The sequence below is a fragment of the Clostridium sp. SY8519 genome, assembly GCF_000270305.1.
In the GTDB taxonomy this organism is placed as follows: domain Bacteria; phylum Bacillota; class Clostridia; order Lachnospirales; family Lachnospiraceae; genus SY8519.
On record NC_015737.1, the window covers coordinates 2,013,135 to 2,035,113 of the forward strand.

Annotated in this window: 23 protein-coding genes and 1 pseudogene; 20 read left to right on the forward strand and 4 right to left on the reverse strand. The window is 47.7% G+C overall.

The genetic code is table 11. The features are described 5' to 3' along the window. Positions 1–84 precede the first annotated feature (84 nt). A pseudogene (locus tag CXIVA_RS09435) lies at positions 85–993 on the reverse strand (IS256 family transposase); the annotation flags it as partial. A 496-nt stretch (positions 994–1,489) separates the two neighbouring features. Between CXIVA_RS09435 and CXIVA_RS09440 the strand changes: the two are divergent. From CXIVA_RS09440 to CXIVA_RS09460, 5 genes are all read left to right on the forward strand, one after another. Beyond that, positions 1,490–1,855 carry an ACT domain-containing protein gene (locus CXIVA_RS09440; protein WP_013977799.1) on the forward strand — a complete coding sequence of 122 codons (366 nt, stop codon included), beginning with the start codon at positions 1,490–1,492 and terminating at the stop codon, positions 1,853–1,855. A gap of 19 nt (positions 1,856–1,874) precedes the next feature. Then, on the forward strand, positions 1,875–2,519 hold the full coding sequence (locus CXIVA_RS09445; RefSeq protein ID WP_013977800.1) for a flavodoxin family protein: 645 nt from the start codon (positions 1,875–1,877) through the stop codon (positions 2,517–2,519). 200 nt (positions 2,520–2,719) lie between these two features. After that, complete coding sequence (locus CXIVA_RS09450) at positions 2,720–3,532, forward strand: nitroreductase family protein (RefSeq protein ID WP_013977801.1); 813 nt, start codon at positions 2,720–2,722, stop codon at positions 3,530–3,532. A gap of 2 nt (positions 3,533–3,534) precedes the next feature. Next, a complete protein-coding gene (locus CXIVA_RS09455) occupies positions 3,535–3,981 on the forward strand; it encodes an Rrf2 family transcriptional regulator (protein WP_013977802.1) in 447 nt (148 codons plus the stop codon). Further along, entirely contained in the window at positions 3,978–4,991 is a 1,014-nt protein-coding gene (locus tag CXIVA_RS09460; protein ID WP_013977803.1) for an NADP-dependent oxidoreductase, read from the forward strand. The genes CXIVA_RS09455 and CXIVA_RS09460 overlap by 4 nt, the downstream gene beginning before the upstream one ends. 200 nt (positions 4,992–5,191) lie before the next feature. On the opposite strand, the gene CXIVA_RS09465 is transcribed toward CXIVA_RS09460, so the two are convergent. Both CXIVA_RS09465 and CXIVA_RS09470 read right to left on the reverse strand, forming a co-directional pair. Continuing rightward, positions 5,192–5,518, reverse strand: a complete 327-nt coding sequence (locus tag CXIVA_RS09465) for a branched-chain amino acid transporter permease (protein WP_041728917.1) — start codon at positions 5,516–5,518, stop codon at positions 5,192–5,194. A gap of 5 nt (positions 5,519–5,523) precedes the next feature. After that, positions 5,524–6,234, reverse strand: coding sequence for an AzlC family ABC transporter permease (locus tag CXIVA_RS09470; protein WP_013977805.1), 711 nt, complete (start codon positions 6,232–6,234; stop codon positions 5,524–5,526). Positions 6,235–6,347: 113 nt separating this feature from the next. Between CXIVA_RS09470 and CXIVA_RS09475 the strand changes: the two genes are divergently transcribed. The 15 genes from CXIVA_RS09475 to CXIVA_RS09535 all read left to right on the forward strand — a co-directional run bounded on the left by CXIVA_RS09475 (position 6,348) and on the right by CXIVA_RS09535 (position 20,406). Continuing rightward, positions 6,348–6,890: an XRE family transcriptional regulator gene (locus CXIVA_RS09475; RefSeq protein ID WP_013977806.1), complete on the forward strand. Its 543-nt coding sequence runs from the start codon at positions 6,348–6,350 to the stop codon at positions 6,888–6,890. A 332-nt stretch (positions 6,891–7,222) separates the two neighbouring features. Further along, complete coding sequence (locus CXIVA_RS14510) at positions 7,223–7,735, forward strand: LPXTG cell wall anchor domain-containing protein (RefSeq protein ID WP_013977808.1); 513 nt, start codon at positions 7,223–7,225, stop codon at positions 7,733–7,735. A gap of 193 nt (positions 7,736–7,928) precedes the next feature. Next, a complete protein-coding gene (locus CXIVA_RS09485) occupies positions 7,929–8,504 on the forward strand; it encodes a DUF3841 domain-containing protein (protein ID WP_013977809.1) in 576 nt (191 codons plus the stop codon). Positions 8,505–8,672: 168 nt separating this feature from the next. Next, the gene (locus CXIVA_RS09490; protein WP_013977810.1) at positions 8,673–9,209 is read left to right on the forward strand and encodes an O-acetyl-ADP-ribose deacetylase; all 537 of its coding nucleotides are present in this window, start codon (positions 8,673–8,675) and stop codon (positions 9,207–9,209) included. 43 nt (positions 9,210–9,252) lie between these two features. Continuing rightward, positions 9,253–9,408, forward strand: a complete 156-nt coding sequence (locus CXIVA_RS14155; RefSeq protein ID WP_013977811.1) for a hypothetical protein — start codon at positions 9,253–9,255, stop codon at positions 9,406–9,408. Further along, the gene (locus CXIVA_RS13915) at positions 9,395–9,463 is read left to right on the forward strand and encodes an SEC-C metal-binding domain-containing protein (protein WP_347475649.1); all 69 of its coding nucleotides are present in this window, start codon (positions 9,395–9,397) and stop codon (positions 9,461–9,463) included. The genes CXIVA_RS14155 and CXIVA_RS13915 overlap by 14 nt, the downstream gene beginning before the upstream one ends. Positions 9,464–9,534: 71 nt before the next feature. Further along, a complete protein-coding gene (locus CXIVA_RS09495) occupies positions 9,535–9,753 on the forward strand; it encodes a DUF6219 family protein (protein WP_013977812.1) in 219 nt (72 codons plus the stop codon). A 196-nt stretch (positions 9,754–9,949) separates the two neighbouring features. Beyond that, positions 9,950–10,138, forward strand: a complete 189-nt coding sequence (locus CXIVA_RS14035; RefSeq protein WP_013977813.1) for a hypothetical protein — start codon at positions 9,950–9,952, stop codon at positions 10,136–10,138. A 350-nt stretch (positions 10,139–10,488) separates the two neighbouring features. After that, the gene (locus CXIVA_RS09505; protein ID WP_050979237.1) at positions 10,489–14,400 is read left to right on the forward strand and encodes a SpaA isopeptide-forming pilin-related protein; all 3,912 of its coding nucleotides are present in this window, start codon (positions 10,489–10,491) and stop codon (positions 14,398–14,400) included. Positions 14,401–14,482: 82 nt separating this feature from the next. After that, positions 14,483–16,090: an isopeptide-forming domain-containing fimbrial protein gene (locus CXIVA_RS09510; RefSeq protein ID WP_013977815.1), complete on the forward strand. Its 1,608-nt coding sequence runs from the start codon at positions 14,483–14,485 to the stop codon at positions 16,088–16,090. Positions 16,091–16,254: 164 nt separating this feature from the next. Then, positions 16,255–17,121, forward strand: coding sequence for a class C sortase (locus CXIVA_RS09515; RefSeq protein ID WP_013977816.1), 867 nt, complete (start codon positions 16,255–16,257; stop codon positions 17,119–17,121). A 52-nt stretch (positions 17,122–17,173) separates the two neighbouring features. Continuing rightward, positions 17,174–17,932 (forward strand): hypothetical protein, encoded by a 759-nt coding sequence (locus CXIVA_RS09520; protein ID WP_148267814.1) that lies wholly within the window; start codon positions 17,174–17,176, stop codon positions 17,930–17,932. A 172-nt stretch (positions 17,933–18,104) separates the two neighbouring features. Beyond that, positions 18,105–18,419, forward strand: a complete 315-nt coding sequence (locus CXIVA_RS09525) for a helix-turn-helix domain-containing protein (protein ID WP_041727822.1) — start codon at positions 18,105–18,107, stop codon at positions 18,417–18,419. Positions 18,420–18,643: 224 nt separating this feature from the next. Further along, on the forward strand, positions 18,644–19,672 hold the full coding sequence (locus tag CXIVA_RS09530; protein ID WP_013977820.1) for a hypothetical protein: 1,029 nt from the start codon (positions 18,644–18,646) through the stop codon (positions 19,670–19,672). A 59-nt stretch (positions 19,673–19,731) separates the two neighbouring features. Next, positions 19,732–20,406 carry a TIGR00266 family protein gene (locus CXIVA_RS09535; RefSeq protein WP_013977821.1) on the forward strand — a complete coding sequence of 225 codons (675 nt, stop codon included), beginning with the start codon at positions 19,732–19,734 and terminating at the stop codon, positions 20,404–20,406. Between the two features lie 82 nt (positions 20,407–20,488). Here the strand turns inward: CXIVA_RS09535 and panF are convergent, their stop codons facing one another. Then, complete coding sequence (panF, locus tag CXIVA_RS09540; RefSeq protein WP_013977822.1) at positions 20,489–21,979, reverse strand: sodium/pantothenate symporter; 1,491 nt, start codon at positions 21,977–21,979, stop codon at positions 20,489–20,491.

Here is a 21,979-nt window from a genome sequence, read left to right on the forward strand (position 1 = left end):
TACTGTTTATCAGAAATCGGCTGGCATGTCAAGGACACCCGGCAATTCCGGGCATTTCTGGTTTCGGCATATCAGCTGATTTTTCTATTCTGGGATCCTGTCCGGGTACATGATCGCCAGTTCTCCCAGGATCTGACCCCAGTTCCGGATCGGCATCGTCCATTTTCTGGTGGCTTCGAACGTGGCCAGGTACAGAGCCTTCAGAAGTGTCTGAGCGCTTGGAAATACGGACCTCTGACGGTTCAGCCTGCGCAGCGTGGCATTAAGCGACTCGATCGCATTGGTCGTGTAAAATGCCTTCCGAACGTCCGCGGAAAACTTGAAGATCGGAGAAACGGCATCCCAGTTCTCATACCATCGTTTCATGGCATACGGGTACTGCGGCGACCATTTTCCTTTCACTCTTTCGAGCTGCTCCAGAGTGGCTTCTTCATCTACCGCCGTATAGACTGTTTTCAGATCTTTGGCGAATTCTTTCATGTCTTTGTTTGCCACATATTTCAGCGTATTTCGTACCATATGGACGATGCAGCGCTGCTGTTCCGTCTCCGGGTAAGCAGTTGTGATCGCCTCTTTGATCCCGGAGAGTCCGTCCGAGCATAGGATCAAAATGTCCTGGACACCACGATTTTTCAATGAATTCAATACAGTGAGCCAGTATTTGCTGCTCTCGTTCTCGCCGATGACCAGAGAAAGGACTTCCTTCTTTCCTTCGGTGTTGATTCCCAGAACCACATATGCGGCCACCTTGTGAACGATACTATCCTCCCGTACGGAGAAATGGATGGCATCGATGAATATGATCGGATATACCGCGGCAAGCGGCCGGTTCTGCCATTCTTCGATCTGTGGGAGGATCTTGTCTGTAACATCGGAAATGAAGCCCTCCGATGCCCCTATCAAGACGGTGATCTTCGTCATCAGGCGCTTGACCAGTTCTTCGCCAAACTCTGTGATGGTGGTAGGCTGTTGCTTGATAAAGTCCTGCAGGTCTTGAATCAGGCGCATCTGTTCGTCCTTGACCACGCTGTCAACCTCGGACTGCTTCCGCATGTCCCGGAGTCGGAGGATCTCATCCGCGATGGCATCGTAGGAGAAAAGTTTCCGCTCTGCTGTGCAGTGCGGAAAGGGTGCACTAAAACAGCGGAAGACCTGCTCTATTATAGCGCGCAGTGTGCACTACGGAAGCGGTATATACAACCAGTTCACCATGCCACTTTTATTTTGCGTTATACTGCTTTATAGATTTTCACTTTTATTTTGTGTTATACTGTTTTATAGATTTTTTGACCCTTGTATTTTCCCTTATCAGCGTTTATAAACGCTGACGGGACGATATCATACAAAGGAAACAACAAGGGAAAGCTCACCTGCGACAAACCCGGTGCTTTTAAGGGTTTACAGAAGATCTAATAACAAAATACAACAGTTATTAAATCTCTTAAAATAGATGAAATCTCAATCAGAATTTATTTGGAGATTAGGTTATATGGAATTGAAAAAGATAGCGCACAATCTGACTGTTTGTAAGGTGAAGAATGTATCAGACATAGACATGACGTCTGAATTCTATTTTATTGGCAGAACAGATGAAGAGATTTCCTTAGTTTGTAAAACGGAAGATACTCCGGTTGAGACTGTTGAGCGGGATGATGGATGGAAAGGTTTTCGTATTCAGGGAACGCTGAATTTTTCTTTGATTGGAATTCTGTCAAAGCTGTCAGGCATTCTTGCGGATCATAAAATAGGCATCTTCGCAGTTTCCACGTATAATACAGACTATATCTTTGTAAAGGAAGAAAACCTTGACAGGGCATTAAATGTCTTGGCATCGGAAGGATATTCGATCGTATAATTGGAGGAAGGGACTTACTATGAAGGTTATGGTATTAAACGCAAGCCCGAGAAAAGCCGGGAATACTGCTAAATTGCTTAAAGCAGCAGCAGATGGCGCAAGAGATGCAGGAGCAGAAGTTGAGTATATTGACTTATACGATCTGACTTTTACCGGATGCAGAGGCTGCATGCTCTGCAAGCGAAAAGGTGTAGAAAGATGTCATTGCTATTGGAAAGACGACTTATCACCAATCATTGATAAAATATTTCGTGCGGATACGTTGCTGATCGGAACGGCGATTTATCTGGGAAGGCCGACGAGCCGTTATTTCGAATTGTTAGAGCGCCTGCATTTCTGTTCGCTGTCCTATGACGATTACAGCAATTACTTTAAGGGTAAAGTAAACGTCGGGTTGTTCGTCAGCATGAACGCTACCAAAGAGTTCTACGAGCGTCTATATAAAGCAAAATTTGAAGAGTATGCCAAAGAACTGGAAATGCTGGGTGGTAAGGTAATCCTGTATCCCTGCTATGATACTTTGCAAGTATCGGATTATTCGAAGTTCAATATGGCAAGCTTTGATGAAAGTAAAAAGAAATTAGTACACGAAAAGGATTTTCCTAAGGATTTGGAAAATGCCTATCGGATAGGGCAGGAACTATGTAAATTCCAGTATGTATGAATATGATTTGTAATCAGAGGTAGAAACAAAGGTTTCGATAAAAATGGAGCAGGCACTGCAGATGGAGCGCCTGCTCTTTTATTCGTTGCTGGTCTTTAGCAAATAGATAAGGTCGAATTTTTCTATTGACAAAAGCAGGAACGCCTGATAATGTATCTGTAGCAGATACAAATACATTAAGAGCGAAAGGAAAAAGATATATGAATACAGAAGTGATCAGAGAGAGAAAAAGTGTGCGAACCTATAAAAAACAGGAGATTCCGGAGCAGACTCTGGACAAAGTGAAGAACTATCTTCAGAAAGACACCGGTCTGTTTGAGGTTCCAATCGAGTTTACGATTCTGAATGCAAAAAATGATAATGTCAGCAGTCCGGTGATCATTGGTGCAGATACATATATAGCGGGAAAATACAGACGACAGAAGAATGCAGAAATTTCATTTGGGTATGCATTCGAGAAGTTTGTTCTCTATGCAACGTCTCTGGGGCTGGGTACGGTATGGCTGGCTGCGACGATTGATCGCAAAGCATTTGAAAAAGCTGTGCATTTGAAGGAAGATGAAGTGATGCCTGCAGTAACACCTCTTGGCTTTGCCGCTGAGAAACGTTCCATTCGTGAGGGTATGATGCGGAAAGGCCTGAAATCGGACAGCCGCCGTCCGTTTGAACAATTGTTTTTTCAGGATGATTTTCAGAAGCCATTAAATCAGGCGGCCAGCGGGATATGGAATCTGCCATTGGAGATGGTAAGGCTTGCGCCTTCTGCTACAAATAAGCAGCCCTGGAGAGCCGTTGCTGAGAAGGACAGGGTGCATTTTTATGAAAAGAAGACGAAAGGATATGCAAAGGAATCTACGGGGGATATTCAGAAAGTAGATTTGGGGATTGCTCTCTGTCATTTTGAAATCGCTGCTGAAGAAAGTGGATTAAAAGGCAGATTCATCCAGACTGATCCTGGTATTCCGGTAGCGGAGAATACCGAATACATAGCAACGTTTGAGTTGGAGGGGTAACTATGGATACGAAATTTTCATCTGCCATCCATGCGCTGATCCTGATTTCGGAATCGGAGACGCCGATGAATTCTGAACAGATCGCAGCAAGTGTCGGAACAAACGCAAGTTATATCCGAAAGCTGACGACAAGACTTAGAAAAGCAGAAATTATTGAGGGACGCCGTGGCATCAGCGGATTTCGGTTGGTCAGAAAACCGGAGGATATCTCACTTCTTGATATCTACAGGTCTGTTACGGAAACGAATTCCCTGCATCTGTTTGATATCCATCAGAATCCGAATGACGCCTGTATTGTCGGGCATAACATTCGTCCCGTTTTGAACGGAATGTTTCGGAATATGGAGGAGTGCGTGGAAAAAGAGCTTGCGGGCATCACACTGGCGGATTGTATCAGCAACATGCGTGTGTATGTCGATGAGCAGAACGAGAAGGAGGCGACGGAATGAAGGCAGCAGTACTTACACACTACGACAAAAATGGTACAGAACTTGAAATCCGAGAGGTGTCTGTCCCTGTTCCGGGAAATGACGAGGTTCTCGTAAAAATCGAAGCAGCGGCTGTCAATCCGCTTGACAATATGATCGTTCGGGGCGAAGTGAAGCTGATCGTCCCATACAGAATGCCGCTTATTATGGGAAATGAGTTCGCTGGTATTGTTGAAAAAACAGGAAAGAACGCCGCACAGTTTCAACCTGGAGATAGGGTTTACGGGAGGATGCCTCTGAAGAAAATCGGTGCTTTTGCAGAATATGCAGCGGTAAAAGAGTCTGCCCTTGCTGTGATTCCGGACTATTTATCATTTGAAGAAGCAGCGACAGTTCCGCTTACTGCACTGACCGCGATGCAAGCTTTTGAAATCATGAAGGCAAAGGCAGGTGAATCTGTATTTATCTCGGGAGGAACCGGAAGTCTTGGTGCAATGGCAATTCCTGTCGCCAAAAGTCTTGGGCTGCATGTATACACGAACGGAAGTGAGGAAAATGAAGAGCGTGTAAAAAGGCTTGGCACAGAGAGATTTATTGACTATAAGAAAGAAAACTATGCGGATGTATTAGCAGATATAGATCATGTCCTTGATACGCTTGGGGACCGTGAACTTCCAAATGAATTCAAGGTGTTGAAAAAAGGCGGCAGTCTTGTATCTCTGCGAGGCTTGCCAAATGGCCGGTTTGCAAAACGAAGTGGTATGTCTTTGTTTAAGCGAATCCTATGTCAAATGGCAGGAAGAAAATACGACAAGATGGCAGCGAAGAAAGATCAGACGTATGATTTTCTCTTTGTACATGAAGATGGACATCAGCTGGGGAATATTGGAAAAGTTTTTGACAAGGATCATCCGCTGGAAACATCTATTGATGAGATCTTTCGCCTGGATCAGATTAATGAAGCAATGGCAAAGGTAAAACGTGGGAAGTCTAAGGGTAAGACAATCGTTATTATGGAGAAACAAGAATAATAAAAAAAGGCAGGCACTCCAGGCGGAGCACCTGCTTTTTTATTCATTTCCAAACGGGTGACAGGCTTCTCGTCGATCTGATAGAGAACGACATCCTTTCTGCAATTTTAATAACAGGGAATAAAATTGGGAAAAGGATACAGATTCCGGCTTGCTGCTAAAAATCAAGCGGGCATTTCAGGCGTCATCAGAGGGGCATTTTAAAATACAAACTGAACAAGCAGCATATAGAGAATGGTTCCGCCGGCAATGGATAACAGCATCTGCTTTTTCCACAGATGAAGACCTGCAGTTGCAGCTATGGCAATCAACTCAGGGATGCCGTGTGAGCCTGAGAACAGGGATACATTTTTCAGACAGTAGATCACAAGCATCCCGAAAACGGCGCAGGGCAGAGCTTTGCCAAGGTAAACAATAAATTTCGGAGTTGGTTTCTTTGAGGAAAAAATAAGAAACGGCAGGAATCTTGTCAGCATTGTTCCCGCTGCGCAGATGGCGATGGTGATAATCTGTTCGGACAGCGTCATTGGACTCATAGTTGATTTGTCTCCTTCTGTTGGTAAAATGGTTCAATCGGTTTTCGGAACAGGATCAGAAGTGCCAGAATGACCAGCATGGCTGGAACCATAAAAGAATCGGCTCCGAAAATGATGAGGCATACAAGGGTGGCTCCGATGCCGATGAGACCGGTATATTTCTGCTCTTCCTTCATCCACTGGTTCATAAAGATGGTGACAAACATGGCGGTCATGACAAAGTCAAGGCCTTTTGTATTGAACTTCAGCAGGGAGCCGATCCATCCGCCGACAGTAGCTCCGGATACCCAGTAAATTTGGTTCAGGAGAGTGACGAAGAACAGGAACCATCCTCGATCAACGTCTTCCGGGATCTCTGCTGTATAGTTAATGGAAAACGTCTCGTCGCACATCCCGAAGATCAGGTAAAACTTCTTCCATCCGGTGTCCTTGAAACGATCCAGCATGGTGATTCCGTAAAACAGGTGTCTGGCCTGCACAAGAAGCGTGATGATCAGGGCTGCCATCGGCGCGAACGGAGACAGGAGCATGGTTACCACAATGAACTCGAGAGAACCGCCATAGATGAGTAAGCTCATCAGCATGGGATAGACAAATGAGAATCCGTTTACATTCATCAGAATCCCGTAGGCAAACGCAAGAAACCAGAAACCGGCAAAGATCGGTATGGTATATGGAAAAGCGGCCTTGAACGCTCTGGTCTTCATGAAAAATCTCCTTGAAATTCTATCTAACAAAATGTAAAATAAATATAACGGACACATCATAGCACTGTCCGGCATAATTTACAAGATGGAAAACATTTTTTCGGAGATGGGACATGGAAGCAGGACAGATCATCGCATATAATCTGAAAAGACTGAGAGAAGAACGAAAGCTTAGCCTGGGGCAGCTCGCTGAGCTGGCGGGAGTCAGCAAGGTGATTCTGTCTAAGATTGAAAAGGGGGATTCCAATCCCACGATCAATACGATCTGGAAGATAACGGGAGCATTTCATCTCCCTTATACCAGTCTTCTTGAAATGCCTGTAAGTACAGCGCTTCATATCCGGAAAAAGGACATCTCTGAACTGACAGAAGATAAATATCATATCTTTCCCTATTATACCAAGACCGCTGACAGGAATTTTGAGCTTTATCAGATTGAGGCGGAACCGGGGTGTGAGCATACTTCGATCGGGCATTCTTCCAACAGCTTCGAGTACATCATGCTGCTGGAAGGGGAAATGGTTCTGGAAACCGGCGGTGAGTGCCATGAGCTTGCGAAAGATGATGCACTGATGTTTGATGCTTCTGCTGCGCATACTTACAGAAACCCAGGAACGAAAACCGCGAAGGCGGCATTGCTGATACATTATATGTAAGGCGCGGAATACCTTTGAATAATAAATCACAGGTCATTTATAACGATAAACATAAATGATTGAAAAACGTGTGGGTTTCTGCTATAGTATAGTTGTTATTGTGTACAAATTTAGTAAGGTAAACGCATGCCTAAACGATGGAATCATGCAGATACTTTTAAACAGTACAAAGGGAGGTTCTATGAAAAGAAGAAAGCAAAAGAGGATGGAGGCTTTTGTGCTCTCTGTGCTTCTTGCGTCCAGTTTATCTGCTCCGTCGATTGCAATGGCAGCAGAAGCCCAACGTCGGCCATAACCGCGTCAAAGGCAATGTTTCTTACGTATGGGGAGCCATGCAGGACGCAGAGGGCAGGGATGTCAACGCGAACGGGGATAAGGCGGATAAGGTAATGCTGACCACGCAATTTACCGAAACAACCCCAAAGAATAATCCAGACAATCCGGACACACCGAGCAACCCGGATACACCGAGCAACCCGGATACACCGAGCAACCCGGATACACCGAGCAACCCGGATACACCGAGCAATCCGGACACACCGAGTACCCCGGATACGCCGAGCAATCCGGATACACCAGACAATCCGGATACACCAAGCAAGCCGGACACACCAAGTAAGCCGAGCAAGCCGGATACATCGAGCAAGCCGAGTGTAAAGAAGGGTTCGGTTACTCACACAAAAACGAATCAGACCACAAAAGCAGTGACGGCAAACAAGATATCTGAAAATCCTCAGACAGGAGATACAAACAATCTGTACACATGGTTCCTTTCCATGATTGCTTCTGTTGGAATGTGTGTGGCGGGCATTGTTCATTTAAAAAAGAAGAAAAGCAGTCGATAAATATTTGGCGGAGAGTGCGACGTAAAATCGTACTCTCTGTTTTTTTGCAGAAGATATATTACTTTTCCGGATATGTATTGGTATGTTATATTTAGAAAGGATACCAGTATGGCAAGACAAAGTGTTTTTGAAATGAAGCTTTCAAAGATTTATTCGCTTCTCATAGCCAAAGCAGTGAAAAAGGGAAGGACGATTGGTTTTATGGACAATTCAGCCGATTGCTGTATATGAGCAAATTCAGGAAAGTGGAATTTACCGGTGCGATTTTGAAAAATCAATATGGACAGATTTCAGAGACGACTATGACTGGCTTGTTCGGAAAATGAAAATTAAGATCGGCAGCCCGCCGGAAGGAGTTTCGTACCCGGTATGGGCCTGGTATATGCAAGATGGAGTTCGAAAAAAGCCAGATCTTCGCAGGGAACGATGGCAGTGCGGAAGGAATGGTGAGCAATTTGCCTGTATGGAAATCGATATTTCTGACGACTGTGTGGTCCTCTCTGATTTCGAAAACTGGAGTGTTATCCTGCTTCATGGACTTTTGTCTGATTCAGAGGAAGAGTATGAGCGATTAGAGAATGAATACAACGGATTACCGGAAAAGAACAAGAAAGCGTTCGTTGATAAAAACTGGGAACGAGTATTTGATCTCACGCCTTTGGACAATGATTGGACACGGAGAGGTGCTACGATACAGGCAACATTCTGGGAACTGCGGAAAGAGAACATCCGGAAAGTTCGCATTTTTACATCTGGTACTGCGGCTTGACAGGGCTTTTTGAACAGCAAAGGAATCATAAAAGATGGAATTACAGGATTATCTAAACTATGTAAACAGCGGGAATACGATTGAAGCCCCTTTGGAGGAGCTGATGTACGTTGAGATACTGACTGTATAATCTGCATTTTTTTGGGGAGAGGAGAACAAGTATACATTATGAGCGTCAGGATACAAATCGTTCAAGGTGACATCACAAAAGTGGATGATCTGGAGGCAATCGTGAACGCGGCGAACAACAGCCTCCTTGGAGGCGGCGGTGTAGACGGCGCCATCCATCGGGCTGCCGGACCGGAACTGCTCGCTGAATGCCGGACACTGCATGGCTGTCAGACAGGCGAGGCAAAGATCACGGGAGCATATAAGCTTCCGTGCAAATATGTGATCCATACCGTTGGGCCAATTTGGCATGGCGGGAACGATGGTGAGCCGGAACTTCTGACCAGCGCGTATCGGAATTCTCTGCAGTGCGCTGCAGACCATGGAATCAGGACAATTGCGTTTCCGTCTGTTTCGACCGGTGTGTACAGTTATCCATTGGATCAGGCAGCAGCGATTGCTGTGAGAACAGTAAAGGACTTCTGCGTACAGAACCCGGGCAAACTTGAAATCATAAGGTTTGTTCTCTTTGATCCGAGAACCCTGGCGGCTTATAACCGCGCTTTTTCTGAGACGGACTGGGAGAGTTTTGCCTGAGGGAAAAGATAACGATTGGAAATTATTTCGGAGGAGATAACCTATGATTACTGAACTGGAAGCGAAGAGAATAGAGAAAGAATTTGATGCGGTGGACATGGATGCCAACTGCAATTCGAGGGAATCTGGCCGAAGGTTTTCTGCGGCATGGAACCACTTATGGTCCGTTATGGAAAGAGAAAAAAATTTATCCGAATGATCCGTGTCCATGCGGGTCCGGAAAGAAATATAAGAAATGCTGCGGGAAGAACTAATCTTTTCTTTTATGCAGAACAGAGGGATCAGTTAACAAAACAGGGTCGAGAACCATTAACGGAGGTAAAGGATGAGATCACACAAATACTGGTCATTGGGAGCATTTGCCTGTATGATGATGGCGATGCTTTCCGGATATCGCAGAAAGAAAGAGAAGAATGGACATCATTTCTGGGCAATCAGCTCCTGCATCTGTATGGTCCTGGCGATTTACAGTGGACATCAGTTGATCATACAGAAGAAAAAACCGGCAGCGGAAATGGAAGAGCCGAGTGAGAATGGAAAGTAGAAACTGGAAAAAAATTCGGATAATAGAAAGTATCCTGTTTTCTGCCGGCTGGATATCCATCCTTCTGGCAGGAGCAGATTTTCCCCCGCCAAGGGGATTTTACCGGCTGGTGATTCTCGTCATCCTGCTGGATTTTGTGCAGAATCTTTATCTGCGCTGGCTTTGCAAAAACCTGATAACGAGGAGAACATTTCTTTTGAATGAACTTTTGTTTCTTGCAGCCGGGGTTGTTGTCGCAGTTTTATTTGTTCTGTGCAATGGCGGATTTCAGAAAGAATCAGGGATATGGATAGGAATCATCGCGGCGGTGAGCGTGGTCTATGGAACGGCCTTCTGGATCATTCACCGCCTTCTTGCAGCAAAAATCAGAAAAAGTGATGTCTGAAGCGGCGCCATTTGCGGATCTATGATCCGCGAATGGCGCCGTTACCGTGAACAGCAAAAAATGAAAGGAATAAAAACAGTTTATTTCTATAAAGGCAGCAGGCTGACCGGTGACAGCAGCAGAAAAAGAATCGGACCGCAGAAGAGAATGAAAAGCCTGGAATAGAGCATAAGATTTTTAGGGTCGGAAAAAATACAATGGAAACGTTACAAAAGGTAGACATTAATTCACAGGAGATTTGTTTAGAAAATAGTGCGTATTTTCGAAAATTGTATTATTAATTGTATTTTAACATTCCTGGTTTTTAATATCTACTTTTTTTGATGTTCTCTACGAAAGAGGTTGCAGCTATGAAACGTTCTAAGCATGAGAAGAAAAAATCCAATCATAAAACAGAAAAAAAACGTGGTCAACGGTCAGGAGTCAGAATCTTGCGTACGATCGGCGCACTGGTCATCATAGTCTGCATGCTGGTGGGATTTGTGCCGGTATCGGGAGCTGCTCCGAAGACAGAAGCAGAATATGTGCAGGGAACTGGGTACGAGACTGCACAGTCGAAAGACAGGACAGAGAAAACAGACGCTACGGATGGGGAAAAAGCGTCGGAACGTGTGTCCGCATCGGAAAAACAGCAGGAGTCTGCATCTGCCTCCACGGCGGAAAAACAGGAGAATTCTGGGGCCGCATCTTCAGCGGGCAATCAGCAGAGTTCCGAGTCCGCATCTTCAGAGGAAAAACAGGAGAAATCTGAGTCTGCGAAAGAGACGGAACAGAAGCAGGGAACAGAGACGCTTCCTTCCGGGGAAAAACAGTCCGGAAGCGATATGAAGTCTGACAGCCAGATGGAAGCAGAGGATAAAAGTATAGAGAAAAACAGTGTTTCCGCACTTCCCAGAAAACTGCAGGCCAACGGCTGGGTGCAGGTATGGTTTGATGGTACGGATGGAATGGGCACCGGCGAGGATGGCCAGGATACCAGGCAAAGTCTTTATACAGGTGCAACAAATGTAAGAAGGAATGTTGCGCAGGGAAGCACGATAACACTTCCCACTACTGCAGGTTCCAATAGCAAGTATACCTTGAAGGGCTGGTATGATATTGTCAACGGAAAATACTACCAGCCGGGAGCGACGGTAAGAATTAACGACAATACGGTGTTTTACGCGGAGTGGGTCCTGAAAAACTATAATCTCGGACCTTCGGCAGCTGTCGTAGCCAATCAGCCGGATATCAGCAGCTTTGTCAAAACAGACGTATTTGACTATAACGAGATTTTCAATATCAAGCATGGCGCAGTGCTTGACGGTTCGCTATTTCCAAATGGAAACCGCATGCATCAGAGCAGCGGATGGCCACGGCGATGGATTAGTGAAACATGGAAGGACTCGGGGGACCTGTCAAAGGGTTCGGATTTCCTGTTTACCAACTGGTTCTACCATAAGGCTTATCCGCCGCAGTGGCTTGGATTTCCCCAGGATGCAAAGCATTATAGGAATACTTATGCAGGGGATTCCCTAACGAAAGGGATTGTTAATAAGCGTTCCGACGCGCTGATGACAGATCTGTTTGGCACATCCGATGCGCCCGGAAAAGTGTCCCTGGGAGAAGGAAACTGGCTGTACCAGTATGATAATAATAAAAACTCAGAGCACTATGGCTACTACTATTACAACAGCGACAACAATGCAGCGGATTACAATCGGGAGAAAGGACGTTTTTATGTTTATCAGAACTCCCAGAAGATTGTAGGCGATAACGGCCTGGATGATGGCCAGTCGCATACATCTTTTATGCCTTTTGAAGCAGGAACCGGTGATATTAAGAAGGGAACGGGACAGACAAACTTCTGGTTTGGAATGCACAGCACCATTGATTTCTATCTTCCGGATGATTCCGGATCCGGCGGCAATAAGGCATTGGGAAATCATGACATGCAGTTTGAGTTTAGCGGGGACGATGATGTCTGGGTCTTTGTGGATGATCAGCTGGTGCTGGATCTGGGCGGCATTCACGGAACCAGAAAGGGATCGATCAATTTTTCAACCGGGAAAGTAACAGTGAGCGGTGATGATGGCTCGATGACGCAGATGCCTGCGATTCAGGCGGGGGACCACAAATTACATTTTTACTATCTTGAACGGGGATCCTCCTGGTCAAATGCATCGATCTATTTCAATATCGCACCGCGCTATGGGCTGACGATAGCGAAAAAAGACAAAGATACGCAAGCGAAACTCCGGGACGCACAGTTTTCTTTTTACATCGACAAAAACTGTACCATTCCAGCCAGACTCTGGAAGAGTGAGAAGAACAGTCAGGCGGATGCAGCTTCTAATACGTTTACATCTGATGAAAACGGAATCCTTTCCTGCTATGGCCTCAGACCGGGCGTTATCTATTACATCAAGGAGACGGGTGCACCGGCAGGCTATCCCTCTGTCGCGGATAAAACATTTGTATTGGATCTGGATAAAGACGGAAAAGTGACGCTGACCAATGATGGAGACGGTCTGGCAGAACTGGAGGACGGCGGGGGAACTGACCGACGGATTCTGCTGAATATCAGCAATAAGAAGCCGAAAGGAACCAGTATCAAAGCCGTGAAAAAATGGCGAAAAAAAGACGGAGGCGCATTAACGGAAGACCTTCCGAAAGGAGTGACCGTCCGGCTTTACCGCAAGGCTTATGACGCAGGAGCAGTGGAGCCGGACGATCCGGGAGATGAAACCGAATATACGGTGAAGGTTCTCACCCAGTATTTTGGATCGGATACGCATGGGTCAAACACAGACAATGCCCCGATTCAAACAGGAGATCTGACAGAAAGCATAAAGGTGAAAAACGGCGGTCAGGTCAAACTGACACTGAACGCGCATCCTGACAGCGATTTTGGAACCGCCATTTATGCGGTGACTGCAAACGGAAACACCATTTCCGCGGATGCGGGAAGTGCGACGAAATACACTAGCCGCAATATGCAGATTGCCGGAAACTGGGGATCCTACCCGCCCCAGAACGGAACATATACTATTGGCCCGGTGACGAAAGATACAACGGTTGTCATTACGCTGATCGGATATCTGAATTACACGCAGACCGGAAATACCGGATCTGTGAAACAGACCCTGGATATCAGTTCGAAGGTTTCGGAGGGAAGCGGATCCGGCAGTTCGGGCAGCGGACAGGGATCCGGCTCCCAGCAGACTGTGATTCCGGCGGAAAAGCCGAAGGATGCAGAACGGGCGAAATACAGCGACGGAAGCACGGTAGAAGATTTTGTCCTGTCTCCGGCCAATGGATGGGGCGAGAATTGGGATGGATGGAAGAACCTTCCGACACAGGATCAGGCAGGAAAGCATTACTATTATTACGTTTCGGAGGAAACGGAGCTTCCGGGCTTTACCGCATCCTATTCCGGAAATGCAGCTACAGACGGCACCGTGACCATAAAGAATGTCCGCAGGGAAGTGGACATTCCGGTGGCAAAGGTATGGTCTGACGGCAGCGATCAGCATACCGTGGACAGTGTGGAAGTCCATTTGCTGGCAGATGGAAATGATACGGGCAAAACACTGGTGCTGAATCAATCGAACGGATGGAAAGCTGCCTTTGCCGGACTGCCTGAGATCGGCAGCGATGGCAAGGCCATCACTTATACGGTGCAGGAAACAGAGAAAAAGGGATATACGGCATCGGTGACCGGTTCGCCGGCCGCCGGATTTACCATTACCAATACCCGCATGGTATCCCTTGCGTTTCAGAAAGTTGACGCGACCGGCGGAAGGGAGCTGAAAAACGCGGAGTTTTCCCTGTTCCGGGACCATCAGGCAGCGCAGGCGGTGTCTGCCTACACGAATGAAGCGATGACAGGGGATGTGACGACAGCGTTTGTGTCCGGATCGGATGGAATGGTTCATATTTACGGACTTACTGCTGGAAATTATTACATGAAAGAAACCAGGGCGCCAGGCGGTTATACAAGGATTGGCACGCTGATAAAAATTACGCTGGATCAGACAGGTAACATTTCTTCTGCGTCCGAAGTAAGTGTGGATAAAGAAGGAAAAGAAACAATCGTATCCGGAAATACTTATGTGGATTTTAACAGGGATACCCAGAGCCTTAAGATTAAAAACTATCCGGTGTCAAAACTGCCGGCAACCGGCGGAAAGGGAATTTTTCTCAGTATCCTCATCGGAGTATGCGGGTTGGGTACAGCAGTTTTTCTACTGCTGACAAATAAAAGAAAGTGCCGGAACTGACGGGCTTTCAGACTGACTGAATTTGAACGGTTCCTGCCGGGCAAATAAATCACTTTACTACTTTTTAATGGGAGGGAAAATTATGTTGTTACAGAGAGGACGAACGAGCAGACGACAGAATCGCCATAAAATTGCGGCGCTTGCGCTTGCCGGAATGATGATGGTTTCTTTCGTCACAGCAGGAGCGACGACAGCCAGGGCGGATACGGCGGCTGGGACGAAAGCAGCGATTACCGTTACGAATATCGACGCGGCGGATAACGCAGCATTAAAGGCCTACAAGATTGTAGGAAAGGACGCGAATGGAAACTGGAGTCCGGTGATTGCGGGAAGCATTGCGGATGTTACAAAGCCGACGGCAGCCGAAATTACTGCGCTGGCTGGCAAGACTGATCAATTAGGAACCGGGATCGAGCTGACGACCATGGATCACAAGACTTATTCGAAAGGGGATCTGGATTTTGGTACCTATCTGGTCCTGGTAGAACAAAATGACGGAGTGAAAAATATCTATAACCCGATGATCGTAAGTATCAATGATGATAAGGGAAACGCGCAGGCGGGAAGCGTAGATGCAGCAGGAAACTTTATTACCACGGACGGTACGACAGCATTTGCCAAAAAATCCCCGGTTGATATTACGAAAAAGGTAACAAATTCGGATCAGGACAATGAAAAGGGAAGTACCCTGACCGGTACCGGAACGACAGATGCGAGCCACGAAAGCGGTGCAGCGGTGACGGAAGCAAATTTTCAGATCGATACCACGGTTCCGTACTATTCTGACGCTTATACAACTGTTACCTTCGATGTCAGCGATACCGTGAGTGAAGGCCTCGACGCGCCGGAAGACATCAAGGTAAGTGTCGGAGGAACGGAAGTAGCGGCTTCTGCCGATAAATATACGCTTACACAGAACGGGAAATCTTTTAAGGTTTCCTTTGCCAGTGCATACATCAAAGCAAATCCGGATCAGAAAGTAACAGTTACTTATAAATCCAAACTGAACGAAAAAGCCACCAGCGGTTTTGATGCCAACACGAACAAGGCAACATTAAGGTATTCCAATAAGCCGGGTACCGACACAAAGACAAAGGAAGATAAAACCTATCATTATACCTTTGACATTGACGGAAATGTATTTGGCACTATGAAAGGGGAAGAAATCCGCAAAGTGGGTGTTGATGCGGTAAGTGGTGAGACCATCATTGAGAGAAAAGAAAATTCCTCAAATTCGCCTTTGGCGAATGCCGTGTTCCAGCTTAAGAAAGGTGATACAGTGATCGCTGAAGCTGCGACAGACGCGAAAGGTCTGATGAAATTTACCCAGCTGCAGGCAGGGGAGTACACACTCGTAGAGAAAACAGCTCCGGCCGGTTACGCCAAGGACAGCCGTGAGATTCCGGTTAAAATTGCGGCAAATCTGAATGATGACGGAACTCTTAAAGATTATTCGGTAACAATCAATAACCAGCTGACAACAACTTATACTGCTAATTATGAAGGAACAGAAGTAAAAAGTGTGGACCAGACAGGCAAGCAGGCGGATTTTGTCGATTACAAACTGGGCCAGCTTCCGTCTACCGGCGGATGGGGAACCAGGATGCTCACCATCTTCAGCATTTCCGCAATTGCACTGGCATCCGTATTGGTTGTGACGAACCGCAGAAAAAAAGGTAATATCCGATAAAAGGGAGCAGGCACACAGTATAGGGACTGATGTGCGGCATAAGGCACAGCAGGTGCCGGCATCGCCGGGGACGTGGTTCCTGAAATACGGAACCACGCCTGCTTTGTCAGGCATCTGAGGCGTTCCGGTATGGCGGAAATTGCGGCAGATGTGCAGAAATCATTATGGGGAAAAAGAAACAGGCACGCAGGAAGATATTTCATAAATTAAAGATACTTCTCATTATTCTGTGCTTCACGGTGGGCGTTTTGGGTCTGCTGTATCCATATATCAGTGAAGCCTGGAACCGATATCTGAACCGGGGAACGATCGGAAATTATGACAGGATCGTGAAACAGACGGATGAAAAAAGGAAAAACGAACTGTGGAAAGCGGCAAAGGTGTATAACCGGAAACATCCGGTCAATACGCTGTATGACGCATTTTCCGGTGAGAAGAAGTCAAATGCTGATTCGGAGTATGAGAAGGTACTGAATGTCAACGGTGAGGGCATGATGGGATATCTTGAAATCCCGGCGATAGACATGACACTTTCGATTTATCACGGGACAAGCGCGAAGGTACTGCGCCAGTATGTGGGGCATCTCCCGGGAACGTCCCTGCCTGTGGGCGGAAAAGGCACCCATGCCGTACTGTCCGCGCATCGCGGACTGCCCTCTGCGAAATTGTTTACAGACCTGGATCAAGTGAAAAAGGGTGATTTGTTTTATATTTACATTCTGGATCACGCAATGGCCTATGAGGTCGACCAGATCAAGGTCGTTACGCCGGACAGGGTGGAGGATATGGCGATTGACCCGGAGCAGGATTACGTCACACTGGTTACCTGCACACCCTATGGAGTGAATACGCACCGGCTGCTTGTCCGGGGCCATCGGACCGCTTTTCCGGCAAAGCCTGACACAGCGGCGCCGCGGAATGCGTCAGGAATGAACTGGAAGTATCTGATCTGGGCAGGAATCGCAGCTGCGGTCATCCTCCTTTTCCTTGCAGGTTACAGAAGGAGAAAGAGAAAACGAACACAGAACTGACGGGACATATGCGTCAGGAAGAAGGATACAGGGATTCATGAAAGAGGTCAGTATGTCGGGAAGCAGAAGTTATAAGTTCATATTTATTGCGGCAGTGCTCCTGCCGGCTGTTTTGCTGGGAATGCTGTTTGCCTTCCGCGTGTCTGCCGCGCCAAACGATTCCCTGCCGCCGCTGTCTTCGGAAACCGGGTCCCTTACCGTTACTTTTGTTTCGGATGACGGCACTGCGGTTCCAAACGCGGAGATTCAGCTGGTAAAGGTGGCAGATTTTTCGGTCAGTGACGGGAAAGGTGTCTATCGGTCTGCCGCGGAGTTTGCGTCTCTGCACATAAACTATGCGGATATGTCAACGGACAGATCCATCGAAACAGCAAACAAAGTGTACAGACTGGTGCAGTCCCGGAAAATCCATACGGACTCCGCGAAAACGGATACGAATGGAAAAGCGCGGTTTACAGGGCTGAAAAGCGGGATGTATGAGGTGTTCCTCGGACATCGTATGGATTATAATGGCAAAACCTATTATTTTGATCCGTACCTGATCGCGGTACCGGAAGCAGTTCTGGATAGTGACGGATCGGTGATTCACTGGAAATATCAGGGAATCGCGGTGCCGAAATCACAGAATATGAAAGAAAAGGCGGACAAACCGACACCGGTGCCGCCTCCGATACAGAAAAAACCGACCCATACGGTCAGCAGGATCACGCGGGTCAAAACAGGTGACAAGGGCAATCCGGTCCCCTGGATCTGCCTGATTGCGGCGGCCGCTGCGGGTATTGTGTGTATGACGAAGCGGAAGCCCAGGTAAAGAATATCGCTCTAAAGATTGGAAATCGAAAGGCTGCGGATCGGTTCCGCAGCATGGGAAAACCTCCCGGCGGATGTAAGAAATGCTTACATCCGCCGGGAGGCTTTTTTCGAATGGACGGCATAAATCAGTCGTTGCTGAAATAAAATCCGGTCATTGCCATGGATCCCAGATGGCAGATCGTATTGAAGGCTTCCGCATGGTCACCGTTGGCGGCGCCCAGACAGTAAATCTGTACCAGCTGGCAGACGGACCGGTGCGGTTCAATGAATTGCTGCGCCGGATTGAAATTGCCCAGGGAACATTGTCCAAACAGCTGAAATATCTGGAACAGGAAGGAATCATCCGGCGCAATGTCCAGACCGAGGGCGCGCTGAAAGTGGAGTATGAGCTGACGCCGATTGGAAAAAAATTCAAAAAGGTACTGACTGCCATCGAGGAGTGGGGAGAGGAATATATCGCATATTTAAACGGGAAAAAAGAATAAAAACCGGGAAGAAATCTTTCCATGGATACAGACTGCTGCCAGAGACTTTGTGAGAGTCAGGCAGCAGTTTTTTTCAGCGCGGGAAGCTTAATGGCGGATGACGCCCCCCAATTTCTCCGGGTGGTTTCCATTTAGTACCCATATGGGTACTATACAGAAAAATCGGGTGGATGGTATTCTGTATATGAATAAAAAAGGAAATGATCAGGAAGGAGGAGCGGATTATGGGAATAAGAGGCAAAAAACTTCTGATGCTTGGTTTGACACTGACAGCCCTTGGGGGGATGACGGCATGCGGCGGAGACAATAAGCCGGCTTCGGAAAAAGTGTCGGAGCAGGCAGCAGAGCAGCAGACAAGCGCAGAAAGCACGGAAAGTACAGAATCGGAAAAGAATGTCCCGATTCGGACCGGGAAGCATGAGAAGATGATCGGAACGATAACTGTGAAATCAGAGCAGATCATGATCGAACCGGCATTGACGGTATCTTCTATTTTCGACGTAAAACTGGCGGTAAAAGGGGACAAAGCTTATATTCTTTCAGACGGAAAGGTAAAAGAGTATACGTATGCCGACGGAAAACTGAGTTTCCGGAAAGACATCAAGCTGGAAAATGATTACAGAAAAATGGAAATGACAAAGGACGGAACCCTTCGTCTCAGCAGTTTTATGAAACCCTATATCGGTCTGAAAAACGAAAAACAGATATTCTCTTATGATGATCTGGACAATGTGACGGTACATCCCTCCGGAAAGTGGGGACTCAGCTTTTTTACCAATGCGGCGAAGGTGAATAAAGTGACGTTCCAGGGAGACTCTGTAAAAAAATCCGGCTTTCCGCTGAAAGAAATGGAACTGGTCCGCGAAATACAGATCGATGATAACTATATTTACGCGTCGGGAACCGCGAAGGGCAAGGGCGATGTATACGTATTTATTTACAATCATAAGGGTAAACTGGTGAAAAAGCTCAAAGACAGCGACGGCAGCGGACTCGGAAGCCCGACCTGGCAGATGCAGACCCAAAAAGGCTTTATTGCCCTGGATGGCAACATGCGGGCCTTTGATCTGTGGGATAAGTCAGGAAAATGGATCGGACAGGCCAGGAGCAATGAGCTGTTCGGAACCAGCTATCCATGGCTCAGCGACGGGCAGCTCATGCCGGATGGAAGCCTTCTGGTGATTATGACACAGAGCCGGGCGGACAAGAAAACAGACGAAGCGCTGGTATACAAGGTGACCGGGTTTCAGTAGGGAGTACAGGAACGTTATAAATAGCTGATGCAAGCGAATACAGAAGGAGGAGAGGTAATATGAAATATGAAATCAGAGAAGCTCCGTTTTCCGTACTGGAGTGCAGCCTGAGCGCGGGCGAATCTATGAAATGTCAGAAAGGCGCAATGGCCTGGATGACCCGAGGGATCACGATGCAGACAAAGGCCGGCGGAATCGGCAAGATGTTTAAAAAAGCGATCGCCGGTGAATCCGCGTTCTGGAATAATTATATGGCAGAAGCGGATGGTCAGATTGCGTTTTCTACCACCTTCCCGGGTAAGATTATTCCGGTAGATGTAGGTACGATGCCGATTGTGGCACAGAAATCCGCCTTTCTGGCTTCGGAAGCCGGTGTGGAAATGAATATTTATCTCCAGGAAAAAATCGGTGCCGGTTTCTTTGGCGGAGAAGGTTTCATTATGGAGCAGTTCAGCGGCCGAGGGTATGTATTCCTGGAAATTGACGGCGGATTTGTCGAGAAACAGTTGGAAGCAGGAGAGGAAATCGTGGTTGACAGCGGGTATCTGGCAGCCATGGACCAGAGCTGCTCCATGCGAATTGAACGAATCAAGGGAATCGGAAATGTGATGCTGGGGGGCGAAGGGCTCTTTAACACCATCATTACTGGACCCGGCAAAGTATGGCTGCAGACTATGCCGATCTCCGCGTTCGTAGACGGCATTGTTCCTCATATGCCGTTTAAGCGGGAATAACAGGTCCTTTCTTTCATAACCATATATTAAAACCAGGGCGCCCCGGAAGAAACTCCGCGGGCGCCCTGGTTTTTCAGAAATCTCAGAAACAGTTGTCCATAATATCCGGATCCAGCGGATGGTTCCGGCTGGTAATCAGGCCGATGACAAAATAGAGAATGCCTCCGGCCAGCAGCCCCCAGATGACCGCGTTGATGCCCGCGACATGGACAAAGAAATAGCAGAAGATATACGCCGCGACTGCGCCGATGGCGCTGGCGATAGCTGCCTGCTTCGTGCCCTTTTTCCAGAAGAGACCGCCGATCAGCGGCCAGAGGAAGGTGCATTCCAGTCCGCCGAAGGCAAACAGATTCAGGAAAAAGATGATGTCCGGCGGATCCAGTGTCAGCAGAATGGTGAACAGGCCAAGGGCAATGGTGATCAGGATGCTGGCCAGATGCATATGTCTGCCGTAGCGTTTCAGGCGTACCGGATCGTCTTTGACCACATAGTTTTTCCACAGATCCCTGACAATGGCAGCAGCGGCCAGAATCAGAAGAGAATCCGCGGTAGACATGACAGCTGCCATCGGAGCCGCCAGGAAGATGCCTGCAATGCCTACCGGCATGATTTTCTGCACGATATAAGGCACAAAATAATCGGAAGTCGGAAGGGTGTCAGTATCCACCAGCGCGCCGGCCCAGCAGCCGGCCAGATGCATGCCGACCATGATAAAACTGCAGGTAATGCAGCCGATCCACATGGCGGAATGCAGGCTCTTTGTATTTCGGAAGCCCATGGAACGGACAGCGGTCTGCGGGAGTCCGAGGGTACCGAAGCCCACCAGAACCCAGAAACTGATCAGGCTGCCGGGGGGATATTTGGCAAACAGATTGTCATAGACGCCCGGAAGGTTGTTCCGGAGCCCGGCATCAATGCCGGCAAGGCCGCCGCCGGCCCGCAGAACAAAGAACAGGAACAGGAAGGTTCCCACACACATAATGATGCCCTGCAGCGTGTCCGTCAGGGCAACCGCGGAAAAACCGCCGAAGGCAGTATAGGCGATGACAACGGCACCGAAGATAAACAGGGATATTTTGTGATCCAGTCCGGTGATGGACGCGATCAGTGTGGCGCCGCCGGTAAACTGCCCGATCATCTGGGCGATGCAGAAGGCCACCATCAGGATGCTGGTGACAATGACCAGGACACTGCTTTTGTACCGGGCTTTCAGATAGCCGACCACAGTGACCGCGCCGGTTCTCCGGGATACCAGGGCAAGCTTATTGCCCAGCACGCCGAGGACCAGAAAAGTGACGGGAACCTGTACGGCGGCGATCCATACCTGGGCATAGCCGTAGGTCAGCCCGGCAGCGCCGGGACCGGAGATAAAAGAACTGACCGAGGTGTAAGTGGCCATGGTTGTCATCGCGAGCACAAGGCCGTTCATGCTGCGGCCGCCGATGAAAAATTTTTTCTCTTCCGACATACCGGTGGAGGCGCTCTGTTTCCGTCCGCCGACGATGCCGAAAACAGCATTGGCCAGCAGATAGCCAATGAAGATAAGGAGAATGATTTTCTGATTTCCGGTCAT